Genomic DNA, 16,296 nt, shown 5'->3' with positions numbered 1-16,296 from the left:
TTAGATTGCAATATTGTCCATATACGCCCGCACCAGTTGATGGTAACAGGACGGCTCCATCAGGAACGAGTCGTGGCCATGACTGGAGTTGATTTCCGCGTAACTCACGTTGAGTTCGTTGTCCAACAGCGCTTTGACGATTTCCTGCGAGCGCTGCGGCGCGAAACGCCAATCCGAGGTAAATGAAATCACCAGGAAATTCGCTTTGGCGGCCCGGAATGCCGCACTCAGATCACCATTGTACGCCGCGGCGGGATCAAAATAATCCAGCGCCTTGGTCATCAGCAGATAACTGTTGGCGTCGAACAAATCGGCGAATTTGTCGCCTTGGTAGCGCAAATACGATTCGATTTCAAACTCCACGTCGAAGCCGAAAGACAGCTCGCCTTTGCGCAAACTGCGGCCGAATTTCGCCGCCATTGAATCATCGGACAAATAGGTGATATGCCCGAGCATGCGCGCCAGCCGCAGGCCGCGTCGCGGTAACGTGTCGTAAGCATAAAAATTGCCGCCGTAAAACTCCTGATCGGTCATGATCGCCTGACGCGCCACATCGTTGAACGCGATATTCTGCGCGGTCAATCTGGGCGCTGCCGCGATCACCAGCGCATGACGCACTTTTTCCGGATAATCGAGCGTCCACTGCATCGCCTGCATACCGCCCAAGCTGCCGCCGACGATTGCAGCAAATTGTTCGATCCCCAAATGCTCGGCCAATTGCGCCTGTGCTTCGACCCAATCCTCCACCGTCACCACGGGAAAATTCGCGCCATACTGCTTGCCGGTGCGCGGATCGATGCTGGCCGGGCCGGTGGAGCCATGACACCCGCCGAGATTGTTCACGCCGATGACAAAAAAACGGTTGGTATCGATCGGCTTGCCGGGACCGACCATATTGTCCCACCAGCCGATGCTCTTTTCATTCTCGGCATACACACCGGCCACATGGTGGTTGCCGGAAAGCGCATGGCAAATCAGGATCGCATTGGAGCGCGCGGCGTTCAACTGCCCGTAGGTCTCAAACACCAGGTGATAACTCTCCAGCGACATTCCGCTCTTCAATTGCAACGGCTTATCGATTTGCACGTACTGCGGTGTTACCGCACCGACTGATTTTGAATCTTGCATGTATAGAGATTAGAAGAATCCGGATGAAATAACGCAATATATCGGCTTCATTATATCGCCAAAAAAACCGCGTACACTAGCAGGCTATTGAAAAACTCCGATTCGACACGCCCGAGAATTTTCAATCGTTCAACTTTGCCAGCAACGCGACGATCTTTTCCGGTTGCTCCGCTTTGATGATTTTTTGCGCCAGCGGAATAATGTCAGGCAAATGGCTTTTCAAAATCTGGTTTTTCACCGTCAGCAACTGTGCCGGATACATGGAAAACTGCTGCAAACCGAAGCCCAACAACAGCCGCGTGAACTGCTTGTCACCCGCCATTTCCCCGCAAATCGACACCGGCACCTTGGCGCGTTTGGCGCTCAAAATAATGTGCGACACCAGCCATAATACGGCGGGATGGAAAGGATCGTACAAATGCGCCACGGTATCGTCGATGCGATCAACCGCGAGCGTGTACTGAATCAGATCGTTGGTGCCGATCGACAGAAAATCCAGTTTGCGCATGAACATATCCAGACTCAACGCCGCCGCCGGAATCTCGATCATGCCGCCGACTTTGATGTGCTCGTCAAAATCAATTTTGTCATCGCGCAACGACTGCTTGGCATATTCAATATGAATCAGCGTTTGCTCGATTTCCGCGATATTGCACAGCATCGGCACCAGAATGCGCACGTCGCCGTACTTGGAAGCGCGCAAAATCGCACGCAACTGCGTGTGGAACATTTTCGGTTCGGCCAGACTCAGGCGGATCGCGCGCAACCCCAGCGCCGGGTTAGCCGCCACTTGTTCGCTGCCTTTCAGGTTTTTGTCCGCACCCAGATCGAAGGTACGGATGGTCACCGGCTGCTTGTGCATTTTGACGGCAACGGTGCGGTACGCCTCGAATTGCTCGTCCTCGCCCGGCAAGTCGTCGCGATTCAGAAACAAGAATTCGCTGCGGAACAATCCGATGCCGGTCGCACCGCTTTCTTTGACTTGCACGATATCTTCCGGCAGTTCGATGTTGGCGTGCAAATCGATCAGCGTGCCGTCCAGCGTCATGGCCGCAATGCTCTTGATGCGTTGCAGCTTTTTCCTTTCCAGTTCGAGCTGGCTTTGCCGCAAGCGATACTCATCGAGAACGTACTTGTCCGGATTGACGATGATGATGCCATGCGTGCCGTCGACGATCAGGCAGTCGTTCTCCAGAATCAATTGGTGCGCGTGATGCAACGCCACGATCGAAGGAATGTTGAGACTGCGCGCCACAATCGCGGTATGCGACGTCTGGCTGCCCAGGTCGGTCAGAAAGGCGGTGAATTGATGCTGCTTATACTGCATCACGTCGGCGGGACTCAAGTCATGCGCCACCAGAATGCTGTCGCCGGTCAGCCGCGATGCCACCGGCAAATAGCCGGGATGTCCCAGCATTGCCTTGAGCACACGCTCGACCACCTGGATGACATCGGCTTTGCGTTCGCGCAGATAGGCATCCTCGATTTCCTCAAACTGTGCCAGCAGCACTTGCATTTGCTGTGTCAGCGCCCATTCCGCGTTACACAATGTCTGCGCAATCATGCTGTGGGTCGCTTCCGATAGCGTCGGATCGTCCAGGATCATCAAATGCAAATCCAGGAATGCGCTGAACTCGGCGCGCGCATGCCCGTCGGCGACCGACTTCTGCAATGTTTCAAACTCTTTGCGCACAACGCCGAAAGCGCTATCGAGCCGGGCAATTTCTTTTTCCACCTGATGCTTCGGGATCAGGTAATGCATCACCTCCAACGCGGCCGGCGCGGCCAGATGGGCATGCCCGATGGCGATGCCTTCCGATACGCCGATGCCTTGCAGAATAAAGCTCATTCGCCCTCGCCAAAAAAATCTTCGACTAACGCCACCAGCGCCGCCATCGCATCAATCTCGTCGTCACCGGTGGTTTCGAGCTGGATGCGCGAGCCTTTGTTGGCCGCCAGCGTCATTACCCCCATGATGCTTTTCGCATTGACGCGGCGGTTATTGCGCGTCGCCCAGACTTCGCATTTGAATTGACTGGCCAGTTTGGTCAGCTTGGCAGAAGCACGCGCGTGCAATCCCAGCTTGTTGACAATTTCGACTTCTTTAATTTGCATGAGAAGATCCCGCATTGATTTGCATCACCCCGTGCTGACCGCCGCTCATTCCTTTCTCGACCACGACCGATAACGGCTCGTTGCGATAAGTCAACACCCGCACCAGCATGGGCAAGTTGGCACCCGCCAGACATTCGATCTTGCCCGGCTGCGCCAGACGGCAGGCGATATTGCACGGCGTCGCGCCGAACATATCGCTCAATACCAGCACCCCGTCGCCGCTGTCCAGTTGCCGGATCATGTCGCGCGCCTTGACCAGCAGCGCATCGGGATCATCCTGGACAAAAACGCCCAATGCCATCAACTGCGGCGGTTTCATGCCGACCACATGGCTAGCGCAGCGGATCAGATGCTCGCCCAGGTCTTCATGCGTGAGAACTAAAATTCCAATCATGCTGCGATCACTTTGTAGTTTGATTTTAAAAATATTCAGCCGGGGATTTTAGCATTGACTGTGCCTTCCATATCCCGTATTGCCGGGAATTACCGGAAAAATTTTTCCCGTTGATGATATCCAACTATTCGATCGCTGAATACGTTATATTATTTCCTGAATTAATACCCTGCGAATCACTCAAAGCCGGGTGTAATGGGTTACGGAAACGGATATCCGGATAGAGTGGCCTGAGATGCGTCACGATTTTAGCGGGTTTGGAAAAAATGAAAAAAAACGACCGGATCCTGGCTTTGCGTAAAGCGGCTGAAGCGATGGCCCGCGGTGATTTTGTGCCGGATATTCCGGTCGGGGACGACGATATCGGCCACTTGGGAAAATCGCTCAAAGAACTATCTTCGTACCTGCAAAAACAAGCGGAAAGAAACCAGTCTTTGTACCAAATCATGGTCGAGTGCAACCTCAACCTGCAACTGATCGATGTACTGAATCACATTTATGAATCTTTCCAGGAACATTTGCCTTACGACCGGATCAGCCTGGCTCTGCTCGAAAATGACGGCAGCAAGCTTAAATTGCACTGGTCGCGCGCCAGTTACGACAAGCTGGAATTAGTCACCGGCCTGTCGATTCCGTTATCCGACCGCAGTTTGCATGCACTCATCGACCTCAACCAAATGCAGATCATCGATGATTTAACCGTTCATTTGCAAAAACATACCGAATCCAGGCTGGCGCAAGCGATTTTCCGGGAAGGTATCCGCTCCTGCCTGATTTGCCCTTTGATTGCCGCCGGCAAACCGATCGGCTTTATTTTCTTTTCCTGCCGCAAAAAAAACTCGTACAAAAACTTGCACAAGGACTTATCGCTGCAAATCGCCAGCCAATTGGCCGTCATCGTTGAAAAAACGCAGCTCTACAAAGGCATCAAACTCAACAAGCAGCTTATCGCGCAAAAGAAATCACTGGAACAGCGCGTCACGCACGATGCGTTGACCGGCTTGCTCAACCGCCCCGCCATCTTCGATATCCTGCGTAAACAAATTTTGCGCGCCAAACGCGGCGGATTCGGCATTGCCGTGATTATGATCGACATCGATCGCTTCAAAACCATCAACGATACCTGCGGCCATCTCATCGGCGATGCCGTGCTATGTGAAATCGCCTATCGCCTGACGCAATCGGCCCGCTCGCGTGAATACATCGGACGCTACGGCGGCGAAGAGTTTCTGGCGATTATCTCGCCGTATAATCAGGAAGGCGCAATCAAAGCCGCGGAAAGATTCCGTGCTGCCATTGCCAGCGAAGCAATCAACGCCGGGCAAACATCAGTCCCGGTAACCATCAGCCTGGGCGTGGCTATCGCCACAAACGAAGCGGAATTGGATGAGAATTCGCTTTTACGACGTGCCGACGAGGCGCTTTACCAAGCCAAGCATAAAGGCCGCAACCGGGTCGAAATCGCGCAGTAATAGTGAGTACCGTTTGCTCTCGTCCGCGCAGTCAGGAAAACACGGCATCACGAAATTTCCGCTTGCGGCGTATAATGAGCGCCCAAATGACAAATCAACCGATTAACTCGATCCCACACCTTCGTAAACAAGAACATGACCCAGGAAAATCAATCGACCGCTCCTCAGGATGAAAACCAGATCATTGCCGAACGCCGTGCCAAATTGTCCGAACTGCGTCAGACAGGCAATGCTTTCCCGAACACCTTCCGGCGTGAACATGTCGCGGCGGAACTGCATCAGCACTACGATGCGTTATCGAAGGAACAACTGGAAGAAGCGCCGGTTGCAGTTAAAGTAGCGGGGCGGATGATGCTGAAGCGCGTCATGGGCAAAGCCAGTTTCGCCACGATCCAGGACATGAGCGGACGCATTCAGTTGTACATATCGGACGATCACACCGGCGCAGCCGTGCACGCAGCGTTTAAGCACCATGACTTGGGCGATATTTTCGGTGCGCAAGGCACGTTGTTCAAAACTAAAACCGGCGAGCTGTCGATCCGCGTCACGGATTTGCAGTTACTGACCAAATCGCTGCGCCCGCTGCCGGAAAAATTTCACGGTTTGGCCGATCAGGAACAAAAATACCGCCAGCGTTACCTCGATTTGATCACCAATGAAGACACACGCAAGGTGTTCACGGCGCGCTCGAAAATTATCCAAGCCATGCGTGAATTTTTCGTAGCACGCGGCTACCTGGAAGTCGAAACCCCGATGATGCACCCGATTCCCGGCGGCGCCACGGCAAGACCGTTCTCCACGCATCATAATGCGCTGGATATGGCACTGTATTTGCGCATCGCGCCCGAGCTTTACCTGAAACGGCTGGTGGTCGGCGGTATGGAAAAGGTGTTTGAAATCAACCGCAACTTCCGCAACGAAGGCATCTCCACCCGGCATAATCCGGAATTCACCATGGTGGAGTTCTATGAGGCTTACCAGGATTTCACTTACCTGATGGACTTCACCGAGAAAATGCTGGCGGAAATCGCGTACAAAGTACTGGGCACGACCGAAGTCACGTATCAGGGCAAAACCATGGATCTGGCGCAACCGTTCGCCCGGCTCACCATCACCGCAGCAATCCGGAAGTTCCACCCGGAATACACCGACGCGCAATTAAATGACCGCAATTTCCTGATCAACAAACTGCAAGCACTCAGCATTCATCACAACCCGCACGACGGCATCGGCGGCTTGCAGCTTTCACTGTTCGACGAAACTACCGAGCATTTGCTGTTCGAGCCCACATTTATTGTCGACTATCCGACGGAAGTCTCACCGCTGGCGCGGCGCAACGACCACAACACCGTAATCACCGACCGCTTTGAGCTGTACATCGCCGGACGCGAAATCGCCAACGGCTTCTCGGAACTGAACGATCCGGAAGATCAAGCGGCGCGCTTTCTGGAACAAGCCAAAGCCAAGGATGCCGGCGATAACGAAGCCATGCACTACGACGCGGATTATATCCGCGCATTGGAATACGGCCTGCCGCCGACCGCCGGGGAAGGCATCGGCATCGACCGGCTGGTCATGCTGTTGACCGACAGCCCGAGCATCCGCGACGTGATTCTGTTTCCGCAGTTGCGGCGGGAGGATTAGGAAAATGCTGAATTATTCGCATTTGAGGTTAAGTTCTATAGGGCTTGACTAGGAATTTTATTATCGTAGAGGATACGGAAAACTGACTGAAGTATGATCCGTGAAATTTTAGGTAGTGGTAAAAAGATTAGCCGGTTTAGTGGATTGGTTTTTAATGAACCATATGAAGATGAACAGTTTTATGAAGATTTTGCTTTCTTAGTTATCTGACTAATTGTAGTTAGACATTCTCTGATCGCTCATGGGATTCGCACTCGACCGAATCGTCCCTTGGGGGCGCTCTTACTGTGAATATATGGCCATGTTCGGCCTGACCGAGGCCGACCAACAATTACGGATTCTTGGCTGCGGCGACGGTCCCGCTGCATTCAATGCAGAGTTTACGAGGCGCACAGGAACCATCGTTTCAATCGATCCCATATACGCCTTCGACACAAACCAAATTCAGAATCGCATCGCCGAAACCTATGAAACGGTGATGACTCAGATGCGAAAGAATCATGCTGACTATGTATGGACCTCTATTTCGTCTATCGAAGAACTCGGCTACGTCCGCATGTCTGCCATGAGTTCCTTCCTGTCAGACTACGAAGTCGGAAAGACGCAAGGTCGCTACATCGCAGGAGAATTGCCCTTATTACCATTTGAAGACAGTACCTTCGATCTCGCCTTGTCGTCCCACTTCCTGTTTCTGTACAGCGTACAGTTACAGCTCGGCTTCCACCTCCAAGCCCTTACCGAAATGCTGCGTGTGGCTCACGAAGTCAGAATTTTTCCGTTACTCACGCTTGACGGCAAAAGATCTCCCTATCTGGAAGCCGTCATTCAATCCTTCAACAATCAGGGCTTCGTAACCGAAGTGCGCCGTGTCCCTTATGAATTTCAGCGGGATGGTAATGAAATGCTACTCATCCGCCATGTCTAACAATCCGATCCAACGGACAGTTGGCCAGCTGCGCTATCCGCCTGCCTCCGACCTTCATCGTTAGCATCACGAATGGAGGTTCACTGTGTGGCGATGAATGAAAAACCAGCGCGGTTGGGCTGCCGAAGAAAGCCCAACATCACCCACTGTGCAGGAGCGTTATGCAGCGGCTTCAATATCCCACCCAGGGAAAACCAGTACCGCAGGGTGGCATTTGAGGGCTTTAGCCAATATTTTGGCGCGCTCAATTCCCAAGTTGATTTTGTCATGCTCGATGACAGAGAGGGTCGACCGCGGAATGCTGGTGAGTACAGCCAGTTCGTTTTGGCTTAATCCTTGGAGCTCGCGGATAATTTTTACCGATTCGCCGACTGACACGTCGCATGTTTTTTTTGCCAGTTGATATTCGTTCATTTTTTCCTCCGGTAATCGTGCGGTGAGATTTGCTCAACGAGAACATAAACTTCATCGTTGTTGATTTTATAAATAACCCGGTACTGTTGGTTTAGCCGCGAAGACCGGTAGCCATTCTATCCATTGCTATGCCTCTCCTTGCGGCTCGGTCAGCCGATGCACCGTCAGCGCAGCTCGTTGCTCTATCAATGCAATAATGTGCTCGACCAAGGGGGAGTCAGCGAATCCAAGTTCCTTTTGCGATTGAAGCTGGCGAGCGGTCTTCGGCAGGCTCTGTGCCAGCTCCATAATGCGCTTGCGGGTTTGGGCTCGGCCTAAGCCAGCGTTCTCTGCGAACTGATCCCAGTGACGGACCTGCACCTCGCTGAACTTGTATTTGCTGCCGATCTTCATCGCCATCTTGGGCGTGAGGGTCTGGTATACCGCCGTCGATAGCGTGTCGTACAGCGGCGCCAGTACCGGAAACTTGGCGGTATAAAGCAAGGAGAAATTCTTGGTATGCGCGTCATGATTGCCGATCAAGGCGTTGAACGCCACGTAATCGAGCAGACTCAGCACCTGCGGTGCGTTAGGCCGGGTAACATGGCGCAACAGGCTGAAGCATGCGGCAAGATCGGGGCCCCCTTCGTTTTGATATTTCGTCTCGGGCGCCACGCCCAGCGCCTGACAAAAATCCTCCTGATGCAGGCGTGCTACGCGGCCTTGCGTGCCGTCTTGCCGGTCATAACGCGCCACCAGCAGAAAGCGGCGGCCAGCGATGGTTCGGATCTGCGCTTGAGCCGCTTGCAGCTTCATGGCACGGGCCAGAGTCAGGCAGAAGCCTTCATTGGTAACGCTATCTTCCACACCATGAATGGGTGGCTTCAGGATATGGGTGCTGGGTTGCCCTCCTTGCGGCAGGCCAATGCGTTGCCCGTCAAAAACAACCGGCAGTTTATCTTGCACACCGGCCAATGATAGCCGCAAGCCATTCTTGCCAGCCATCATCGGGCGGCGAGGCAATTCATCAAGGATGGCAACCAGCTCACCATCGTCCAGCCACTGAACGTAATCATCCCCGAGCAGTAACGGGGCTGTTCCGGGCGGCAGAAACGTAATGGCTCCGGCACACTCTCCGCCGATGTGATCGAGCAAGGCAAAGTCGTTCTGACCCGATACCTGAAATTGCTGCGCGATCAAGCGGCGCAGATGACCCTCAGGAAGCAGGCCGGCAAAGAATGGGCGCGCATGGATGTCGTCGAATGCATCCAATTGCAAGGGGAGCGAGCAAGACAGCGCGACGGCTTCCGGACGATTGAGCCAGTTTTCACGGTAGCGGAAACTGAGCCGCCCCTCCTGTAGCGACAAGGTGCCAACATGATCGGCAAACAGCCAGACCTCGAGTTCATGCACCATCGCTGTCTATCTTTATCACCGCAGATTGTTCCGGCAGGCCCGTAAGAACGATTTCACCGCCTAAGGCATCAATGACCCGCAGAACCTGTTCAAGTCTCAACGTGGGCTTTCCCGCTTCGAGATCGACTATGAAACGTAGCCCGACACCGGCTGCCAAAGCCAGTTGGGATTGCGTCAGGCCAAGCTGCTTGCGTGCCGTGCGCAAAGCGGGCCCGAGCGATTGAGTGCTGTGGATGCGGATCATGAATTTCGCTTTGTCTATTTTTCCCGTTCGGGAAATTATGAAACAAAGAGTGCATTTGAGCAAGTTAATTTTCCTGATCGGGAAAAATTATGCTTCAACTCATCTGTATCTCCCTAAACCATCAATTGCCAACTCACTCCATCAACGCAAACTAATAATCGGCCAGTTGTTTCTCTCAGCATGGCTTTTCAATGTCGGATCGGGGTCGACGGCGACCGGGTGCGTGACTTTGCTGAGCAACGGCAGATCATTGAGCGAGTCGCTGTAAAACCAGCTGCGCAGGAACGACAGCCAGGTCAGATTGTGCGCATCGAGCCATTTCTCCAGCCGTTCGATTTTGCCTTCGCGGAACGATGGTGTGCCGAACACCTTACCGGTAAACTCGCCGTCTTTCTCTTCCGGCTCGGTCGCGATCAAATGCTCGATGCCGAGCGCTTGTGCGATCGGCGCGGTGACAAAACTGTTGGTGGCGGTAATGATAATGCACAGATCGTTATCCAGCCTGTGCCGTTCGATTAATTCGCGCGTGCCGGGTGCGATCAGCGGGGCGATCTTTTTTGTCATGAATTCCTTGCGCCAGGTTTCGAGCTGCGCGCGCGAGTGGCGTGCCAGCGGCTTGAGCTGAAAATCCAAAAACTCGTGAATATCCAGCGTACCTGCTTTGTATTGCTCGTAAAACTCGATATTTTTCGCTTCGTGCAATTCCCGGTCCAAGGCTTTTTTCTCGATCAAAAATTGCGCCCATTGAAAATCGCTGTCACCCGCAATCAGCGTGTTATCCAGATCAAATAATGCTAAATTCATGAGGTCACCTGTAATAATTCTCGTAATAAAGGAATGGTGATCGGACGCTGCTGGGCCAGCGAATAACGGTCCAATGTGTCCAGCGTCATCATCAGCGACGGTAAATCGCGCCGCCCGTGCCGTAACAGATAAAAACAAACCTCCTGTGAGATGTCAAAACCGCGATCCGCGGCATGCGTTTTCATCGCCTGAATCTTTTCCTCTTCGGTTAATTCATGCACCTGGAACACCAGCCCCCATCCCAGGCGCGTCACCAGATCCTGGCGCAAATTCAAATACATCGGCGCGACTGCCCCGCTCAGCAACAAGAAGGTCTGGCCATCGTCGCGCAACTGATTATACAAATTGAACAAGGCGATCTGCCCCGCCGGATCCAGACGATCGACATCGTCGATTGCAATGCAATCCATGCCGTTATCGAAAACAAATTCACTGCCATTTTGGACGCAGCAATATACCGCTTTCCGGTTGCTTTGGGTATAAGCGGCAACACTGGCTTGCAGCAAATGGCTTTTACCGCTGCCCGGACTGCCCCACAAATAAACGAAACGATCCTGTTCCCGTCCTGACACAATGCCGGTCAGCATATGCAGCAACTCGATGTTCCTCCCGGGCTGGAAATTTTCCAGCGTGGGCAGCGGCGACGGCAGAATGTCGAGCAGCAATTGTTGCATCATCGGGATTCAAGGTAATCGCCGGACTCTAAACCGGCAGCGGCTATGATTTGTAGAAATTGCTGACCAGATAATGCTGATGCAGATGACGCAACCACACCAGCAACACGGCGCTCACCGGCAGCGCCAGCAGGATGCCGAAGAAACCGAATAATTGACCGAACGCCATTAAGGCGAAGATCACCATGACCGGATGCAAACCGATACGGTCTCCCACCAGCCAAGGGGTAAAGAGCATGCCTTCGAGCAATTGACCGGCGCCGAATACGATCCACACCGGAATGATTCCGCTCCAGTCCTGGAATTGCATCACAGCAGCCAATGTCGCCAGCGTCAAACCGACAATCATGCCCAGGTACGGTACGAAAACCAGAATACCGGCGACCAAGCCGATCGGCAATGCAAACTCCAGTCCCGCCAGCCACAGCCCGGTGATGTAACAGATGCTCATCAGCACGATGACGGACAACTGGCCGCGCAGGAATTCCGCGAGAATTTGATCCGTTTCGCGCGCCAGTACCGAAATTTGCTGATGCCAGTACCGCGGAATCATTTCATCGATCAGTTGGATCAACATATCCCAATCACGCAGCAGGTAAAACAGCACCACCGGCACCAGCAACATATTGACCAGAAACTCGACAATCGCCATGCCACCGCTGGTCAGTGATGGCAGCACTTTTGCCGCCACTCCGCCGGCGCTTTGCCAGTGTTCCGATATCGCCTGTTTCAGCACATTCATATCGGGCTGCAGGCTGATGTTAAATCGCGCTTCCAGCCACGGCATCACGTGATTCTTCAGTACATCCAGATACACCGGCATTTTATCCATCAGCCGCCTGGCTTCTTCCTCAAACAGCGGTACCATGATAAAAATCAATGCCACAAACATACCGGACAACAACAGCATCACCAGTATCGCGCCGACGGTGCGCGACAGTCTGTGGCTTGCCATGCGTGTCACGATCGGGTTGCAAATATACGCAATCACCGCAGCCAGTAAAAAAGGCGTCAGAATCGGACTCAGCAGATAAAGCACTCCGCCCGACACGCACACCAGCGCCAGCCACCACAGATAATGCAAGCCGTCGGAACGTTCCGTATTCATGCGTAACCTCAACTTTGCCCGGCCTTCGTTTTTAATGCGTGACTGGCGAGGTTCTTACCGAGCTCCCAGATCGAACCCGGCACTTGATGCGTATCGGCGATGGTTTTGGTCAGCGCGCCGACGATGCGGTCGCAATCTTTCTGCGACAGAATCAATGGCGGCAACAACTTGATGACATTCATGCCATGTCCGGCCACTTGCGTCAGGATGCGGTGTTCCTTGAACAATGGAATCGTGATCATCTGGCAAAACAGTCCTTTGTTGGCGGCTTCCAGCATCATCCACGCGGCTTTCAGTGAGAAACTGCTGGGCGATTTGAATTCCACCGCAATCATCGATCCTTTGCCGCGCGCTTCCTTGAGGAACTCATATTGACCGGTCATGGCATTAATCCGTCCGATGATGTCCGCGCCGACTCGCGCGCTGTTGTCGACCAGCTTCTCGGCTTTGATGACTTCCAGACTGGCCAGACCCGCCGCCATCGCCATATTGTTTTTCGAGAACGTGGAGCCGTGCACCACCGCGCGATCCATGCGGTTGAACACGCTTTCCATGATCGGTTGCGTCATCGCCACCGCACCGACCGGAACGAACCCGCCGGACAACGCCTTGGCCATGCAAATCATATCGGGCTTCACGCCCCAATGCTCAACCGCCCAGAATTTACCGGTGCGCCCCAAGCCGGTTTGAATTTCGTCGGCGACGAACAGCGTGCCGTATTTCCTGCACAACCGCTCAACCTCAGGCAGATAGTTATCATCCGGAATGTTGACGCCCTTGCCCTGAATCGGTTCGACCACAAACGCCGCGACGTTACGGCCGCTGAGCGCTTGCTCCAAAGCGGCCAGATCGTTGAAGGGCACCGAACCGCAATCCTGCAGCAACGGCCCGAAACCATCCTTGAAAATCTGCTCGCCGTTCAGCGACAATGCCCCCATCGTCAGTCCGTGATAGGCGTGATCGCAGCAGATGATGCGGTTACGCTTGGTAAAATAACGCGCAAACTTGATCGCCGCTTCCACCGCCTCGGTACCGGAATTGCAAAAAAACGCACGCTCCAGGTTATCCGGCGTCGTAGCCAGAATCTCCTTGGCCAGCAAACCGCTCAGAATCGACACGTCCATCTGCACCAGATCGGGCATCTCCAGCGACAACACTTCTTTCAATGCATTGACGATGACCGGATGATTGCGGCCAAACGCATAAACCCCGAAGCCGCTCAGCAAGTCGAGGTACTCGTTACCCTGATCATCGTACAAATATTGCCCTTGCGCGCGCTGATAATTGCGGTCATAGCCGATCGTTTTCAGCACCCTGACCATTTGCGCATTCAGATAATGGTCGTGTAAATCGAATTTGTCGGTGCGATGTTGCGATAACAAATCGGCAATACTGAAAGACATGAATGGCCTCTGCGTCAAAAAAAGCCACCAGCTGAACTGGTGGTTAGCATCTACGGGTTCCCTGAAAGAAAAAAAACGACATCACTCTGCGTCGATATCACTGCAAATAAAATAAGCGCAGATCATACCACTCCGCCGCTTTTTTTTGCTGCCAAAAATGCACAATGCGTTATTTATCATTATTGTGAGGCATTATGGTGACATTGACAGCGGAGCAGGATTTTGCCGGGAAGACAATTGAAATTTAACCGGCGCGTGAAGCTTGTTCAGAATCACCGGCTGCATAACACAGAATCAAACCGGGTTGATTGGGATATGGTGATCAAGCGAGGAAGCATGCAGGTCTTCGCGGTAGCCCGCCCATGAAAACCAATGGGCGGGCGCGGACAAAACTATTTAAACAAATCGCTATCGACAAACTCCGCCTTGACCAGCGACCAGAAATCATCCGCCAGGCCATTCTCGATATACGCATACGGCAGCCAGCCGTAACCATGATCACCCCAGCCGGTTCCCCACGAATTGCGGATCAGGAGCGCGCCTTTGGTAGGGCCGATTTTCTTCTGATCGTCATAACCGACCGCGAGCACGGCGTGGCCGCCTTCCAGGGTATCGCCGCTGGATGGATAGGGAATTTCTCCTTTGCCGTCACCGCCGGGCGGCATCGAGCTATAGACGGAAAAACCGAACATCGCGGGAAGATTTCCTGCCAGGCTTGTTTTGACGTTTTTCAACACGGTCGCTGTCGGGGTATTGGGCGGATCCAGGCGGTAATATTTAATCGCTTGATAATTTTGCGCGTATGAAAAGCAAAAACCGGAAGGATCGTCATTGAAACGGGCGATATCGTAGGGCCAGTATTTTTCCGGTGGAACACCAAACAGTACCAGCGCTTTCATGGTATCTCTCAGATAAGCGCCGTCATCGCCGGTAAAACCCAGCAGCTGCCGCGTGACTTTATATAAAAACAACCGCGATGCATCGACATGTTTGCCAAACGCACGGCGTTCAAAGTATTCGACCATGCCCACACCGGCATTCGCGGTACACGAACCGAGCTGCCCTTGATCTTCGATCGGCGAACAGTATTTGCGCAGATCGACCGATGCCGGCAAAGCCTTCACCGCTTTCTTCAAGGCTGATGATTTTGCCAGAACTTTCGCAATCGCTTCTGTCGATTGGGTATGATCCCGCATATCGGGCAAGTCTCTATGCCAACCAAGGCCACGACCATGAATTGTTTTCATCTTCATTCTCCCATAAAAGTACGTTGATCAATCTACTTTTGCAAAACCGTATACTGAATGAACTTCTTTTACTTCAAACGCCTTTTGAGTATAAGTGAAATCGGTGGAATAGCAAAATACAGAGCCGCTTCGAGCAATTCCCAAGTAAATTACAATTACAAAACGGAGATTTTTATCGGTGCGCAGCATGCGCTTCTCTCATTTGCGGTAAAATCGCACTCTTTGTGAACTGCGCTCATTTTTAACCGCAAGAGAATCCAACTTGACCTCATCCAAATCCGATCATTCGCACACAACAACGCCACTCTCATACCGGGATGCCGGGGTCGACATCGACGCGGGAGACCGGCTGGTTGACAATATCAAGCCGTTGGCCAAGCGCACGCTGCGGCCCGAGGTGCTCACCGGAATCGGCGGTTTTGGCGCTTTGTTTGAAATTTCCAAGAAATACCAAAACCCGGTGCTGGTGTCCGGCACCGATGGCGTAGGCACCAAGCTGAAGCTGGCTTTCCAGCTCAAGCGGCACGACACCATCGGCATCGATCTGGTGGCGATGAGTGTCAACGATATCCTGGTGCAAGGCGCGGAACCGCTGTTTTTCCTGGATTACTTCGCTTGCGGCAAATTGCATGTAGAGACGGCAACTCAGGTGGTAGGCGGCATCGCCGCGGGTTGCGAGCAAGCCGGTTGCGCGTTGATCGGCGGGGAGACGGCGGAAATGCCGGGTATGTACCCGCATGACGAATACGATTTGGCCGGGTTTGCCGTAGGTGTGGTCGAGAAAGACCGGATTATCAGCGGCGCCACGATACAAGCGGGCGATATTGTGCTGGGGCTCGCCTCCAGCGGCGCGCATTCCAACGGTTATTCGCTGATCCGCAAGATTATTGAACATAGTCACGCCGACTTGTCCACCAGTTTTCACGGCCAACCGCTCGCCGATATCATCATGGCGCCGACGCACATTTACGTCAAACCGCTGCTGGCGCTGATCAATCAATTACCAGTCAAGGGCCTGGCGCACATCACCGGTGGCGGTTTGGTGGAAAATGTGCCGCGCATTTTACCCGATCAGCTTACGGCGGTTTTATACCGGGATGCCTGGGAAATGCCACCGTTGTTCCATTGGTTGCAGCAACAAGGTAATGTCGCCGATCATGAAATGGCGCGCGTGTTTAATTGCGGCGTCGGCATGGTTGTCGTGGTCGCACCCGAGCACGCGGAAAGTGCGCTGTGCAGTTTGCGCACAGCGGGAGAAACTGTCTGGCGGATTGGTGAAATCAAGCCGCGCGCGGCCGATCAAGCCGCGACGGTTCTGGTTTAAGCCGC

17 protein-coding genes are annotated in these 16,296 nt (G+C 53.3%); 4 read left to right on the top strand and 13 right to left on the bottom strand.

The window, feature by feature from the left end:
- The 4 genes from HRU78_01825 to HRU78_01810 all read right to left on the bottom strand — a co-directional run bounded on the left by HRU78_01825 (position 1) and on the right by HRU78_01810 (position 3,637).
- Positions 1 to 1,128 carry a homoserine O-acetyltransferase gene (locus HRU78_01825; protein ID QOJ22536.1) on the bottom strand — a complete coding sequence of 376 codons (1,128 nt, stop codon included), beginning with the start codon at positions 1,126 to 1,128 and terminating at the stop codon, positions 1 to 3.
- A 121-nt stretch (positions 1,129 to 1,249) separates the two neighbouring features.
- The gene (ptsP, locus tag HRU78_01820; GenBank protein QOJ22535.1) at positions 1,250 to 2,977 is read right to left on the bottom strand and encodes a phosphoenolpyruvate--protein phosphotransferase; all 1,728 of its coding nucleotides are present in this window, start codon (positions 2,975 to 2,977) and stop codon (positions 1,250 to 1,252) included.
- Positions 2,974 to 3,243 carry an HPr family phosphocarrier protein gene (locus tag HRU78_01815; GenBank protein ID QOJ22534.1) on the bottom strand — a complete coding sequence of 90 codons (270 nt, stop codon included), beginning with the start codon at positions 3,241 to 3,243 and terminating at the stop codon, positions 2,974 to 2,976. Before HRU78_01815 ends, ptsP begins: the two co-directional genes overlap by 4 nt.
- A complete protein-coding gene (locus HRU78_01810; GenBank protein ID QOJ22533.1) occupies positions 3,233 to 3,637 on the bottom strand; it encodes a PTS fructose transporter subunit IIA in 405 nt (134 codons plus the stop codon). The genes HRU78_01815 and HRU78_01810 overlap by 11 nt, the downstream gene beginning before the upstream one ends.
- A gap of 266 nt (positions 3,638 to 3,903) precedes the next feature.
- Between HRU78_01810 and HRU78_01805 the strand changes: the two genes are divergently transcribed.
- The 3 genes from HRU78_01805 (at position 3,904) to HRU78_01795 (ending at position 7,678) form a co-directional block, all read left to right on the top strand.
- Complete coding sequence (locus HRU78_01805; GenBank protein ID QOJ22532.1) at positions 3,904 to 5,109, top strand: diguanylate cyclase; 1,206 nt, start codon at positions 3,904 to 3,906, stop codon at positions 5,107 to 5,109.
- 135 nt (positions 5,110 to 5,244) lie between these two features.
- Positions 5,245 to 6,753, top strand: coding sequence for a lysine--tRNA ligase (gene lysS / locus HRU78_01800; protein ID QOJ22531.1), 1,509 nt, complete (start codon positions 5,245 to 5,247; stop codon positions 6,751 to 6,753).
- Positions 6,754 to 6,994: 241 nt separating this feature from the next.
- Complete coding sequence (locus HRU78_01795; GenBank protein ID QOJ22530.1) at positions 6,995 to 7,678, top strand: SAM-dependent methyltransferase; 684 nt, start codon at positions 6,995 to 6,997, stop codon at positions 7,676 to 7,678.
- A gap of 159 nt (positions 7,679 to 7,837) precedes the next feature.
- Here the strand turns inward: HRU78_01795 and HRU78_01790 are convergent, their stop codons facing one another.
- From HRU78_01790 to HRU78_01750, 9 genes are all read right to left on the bottom strand, one after another.
- Positions 7,838 to 8,092 carry a helix-turn-helix transcriptional regulator gene (locus tag HRU78_01790; GenBank protein ID QOJ22529.1) on the bottom strand — a complete coding sequence of 85 codons (255 nt, stop codon included), beginning with the start codon at positions 8,090 to 8,092 and terminating at the stop codon, positions 7,838 to 7,840.
- A gap of 126 nt (positions 8,093 to 8,218) precedes the next feature.
- The gene (locus HRU78_01785) at positions 8,219 to 9,487 is read right to left on the bottom strand and encodes a type II toxin-antitoxin system HipA family toxin (GenBank protein QOJ22528.1); all 1,269 of its coding nucleotides are present in this window, start codon (positions 9,485 to 9,487) and stop codon (positions 8,219 to 8,221) included.
- Entirely contained in the window at positions 9,477 to 9,731 is a 255-nt protein-coding gene (locus HRU78_01780) for a helix-turn-helix transcriptional regulator (protein ID QOJ24868.1), read from the bottom strand. The genes HRU78_01785 and HRU78_01780 overlap by 11 nt, the downstream gene beginning before the upstream one ends.
- Before the next feature lie 141 nt (positions 9,732 to 9,872).
- Positions 9,873 to 10,535, bottom strand: coding sequence for an HAD family hydrolase (locus HRU78_01775; GenBank protein ID QOJ22527.1), 663 nt, complete (start codon positions 10,533 to 10,535; stop codon positions 9,873 to 9,875).
- Positions 10,532 to 11,209, bottom strand: coding sequence for a DnaA regulatory inactivator Hda (hda, locus tag HRU78_01770; GenBank protein ID QOJ24867.1), 678 nt, complete (start codon positions 11,207 to 11,209; stop codon positions 10,532 to 10,534). Before hda ends, HRU78_01775 begins: the two co-directional genes overlap by 4 nt.
- A 43-nt stretch (positions 11,210 to 11,252) precedes the next feature.
- Positions 11,253 to 12,317 carry an AI-2E family transporter gene (locus HRU78_01765; GenBank protein QOJ22526.1) on the bottom strand — a complete coding sequence of 355 codons (1,065 nt, stop codon included), beginning with the start codon at positions 12,315 to 12,317 and terminating at the stop codon, positions 11,253 to 11,255.
- Positions 12,318 to 12,325: 8 nt separating this feature from the next.
- Positions 12,326 to 13,720, bottom strand: a complete 1,395-nt coding sequence (locus HRU78_01760; protein QOJ22525.1) for an aspartate aminotransferase family protein — start codon at positions 13,718 to 13,720, stop codon at positions 12,326 to 12,328.
- A gap of 392 nt (positions 13,721 to 14,112) precedes the next feature.
- Positions 14,113 to 14,967: a cysteine protease gene (locus tag HRU78_01755; protein ID QOJ22524.1), complete on the bottom strand. Its 855-nt coding sequence runs from the start codon at positions 14,965 to 14,967 to the stop codon at positions 14,113 to 14,115.
- A gap of 27 nt (positions 14,968 to 14,994) precedes the next feature.
- Positions 14,995 to 15,156, bottom strand: a complete 162-nt coding sequence (locus HRU78_01750; GenBank protein QOJ22523.1) for a hypothetical protein — start codon at positions 15,154 to 15,156, stop codon at positions 14,995 to 14,997.
- 73 nt (positions 15,157 to 15,229) lie between these two features.
- Here HRU78_01750 and purM point away from each other — a divergent pair, with 73 nt between their 5' ends.
- The gene (purM, locus tag HRU78_01745) at positions 15,230 to 16,291 is read left to right on the top strand and encodes a phosphoribosylformylglycinamidine cyclo-ligase (GenBank protein QOJ22522.1); all 1,062 of its coding nucleotides are present in this window, start codon (positions 15,230 to 15,232) and stop codon (positions 16,289 to 16,291) included.
- The last annotated feature ends 5 nt before the right edge of the window (positions 16,292 to 16,296 follow it).

The sequence above is a fragment of the Gammaproteobacteria bacterium genome (genome assembly GCA_015709635.1).
Lineage (GTDB): Bacteria > Pseudomonadota > Gammaproteobacteria > Burkholderiales > Nitrosomonadaceae > Nitrosomonas.
This window is presented reverse-complemented; position numbering and strand designations above follow the sequence as displayed.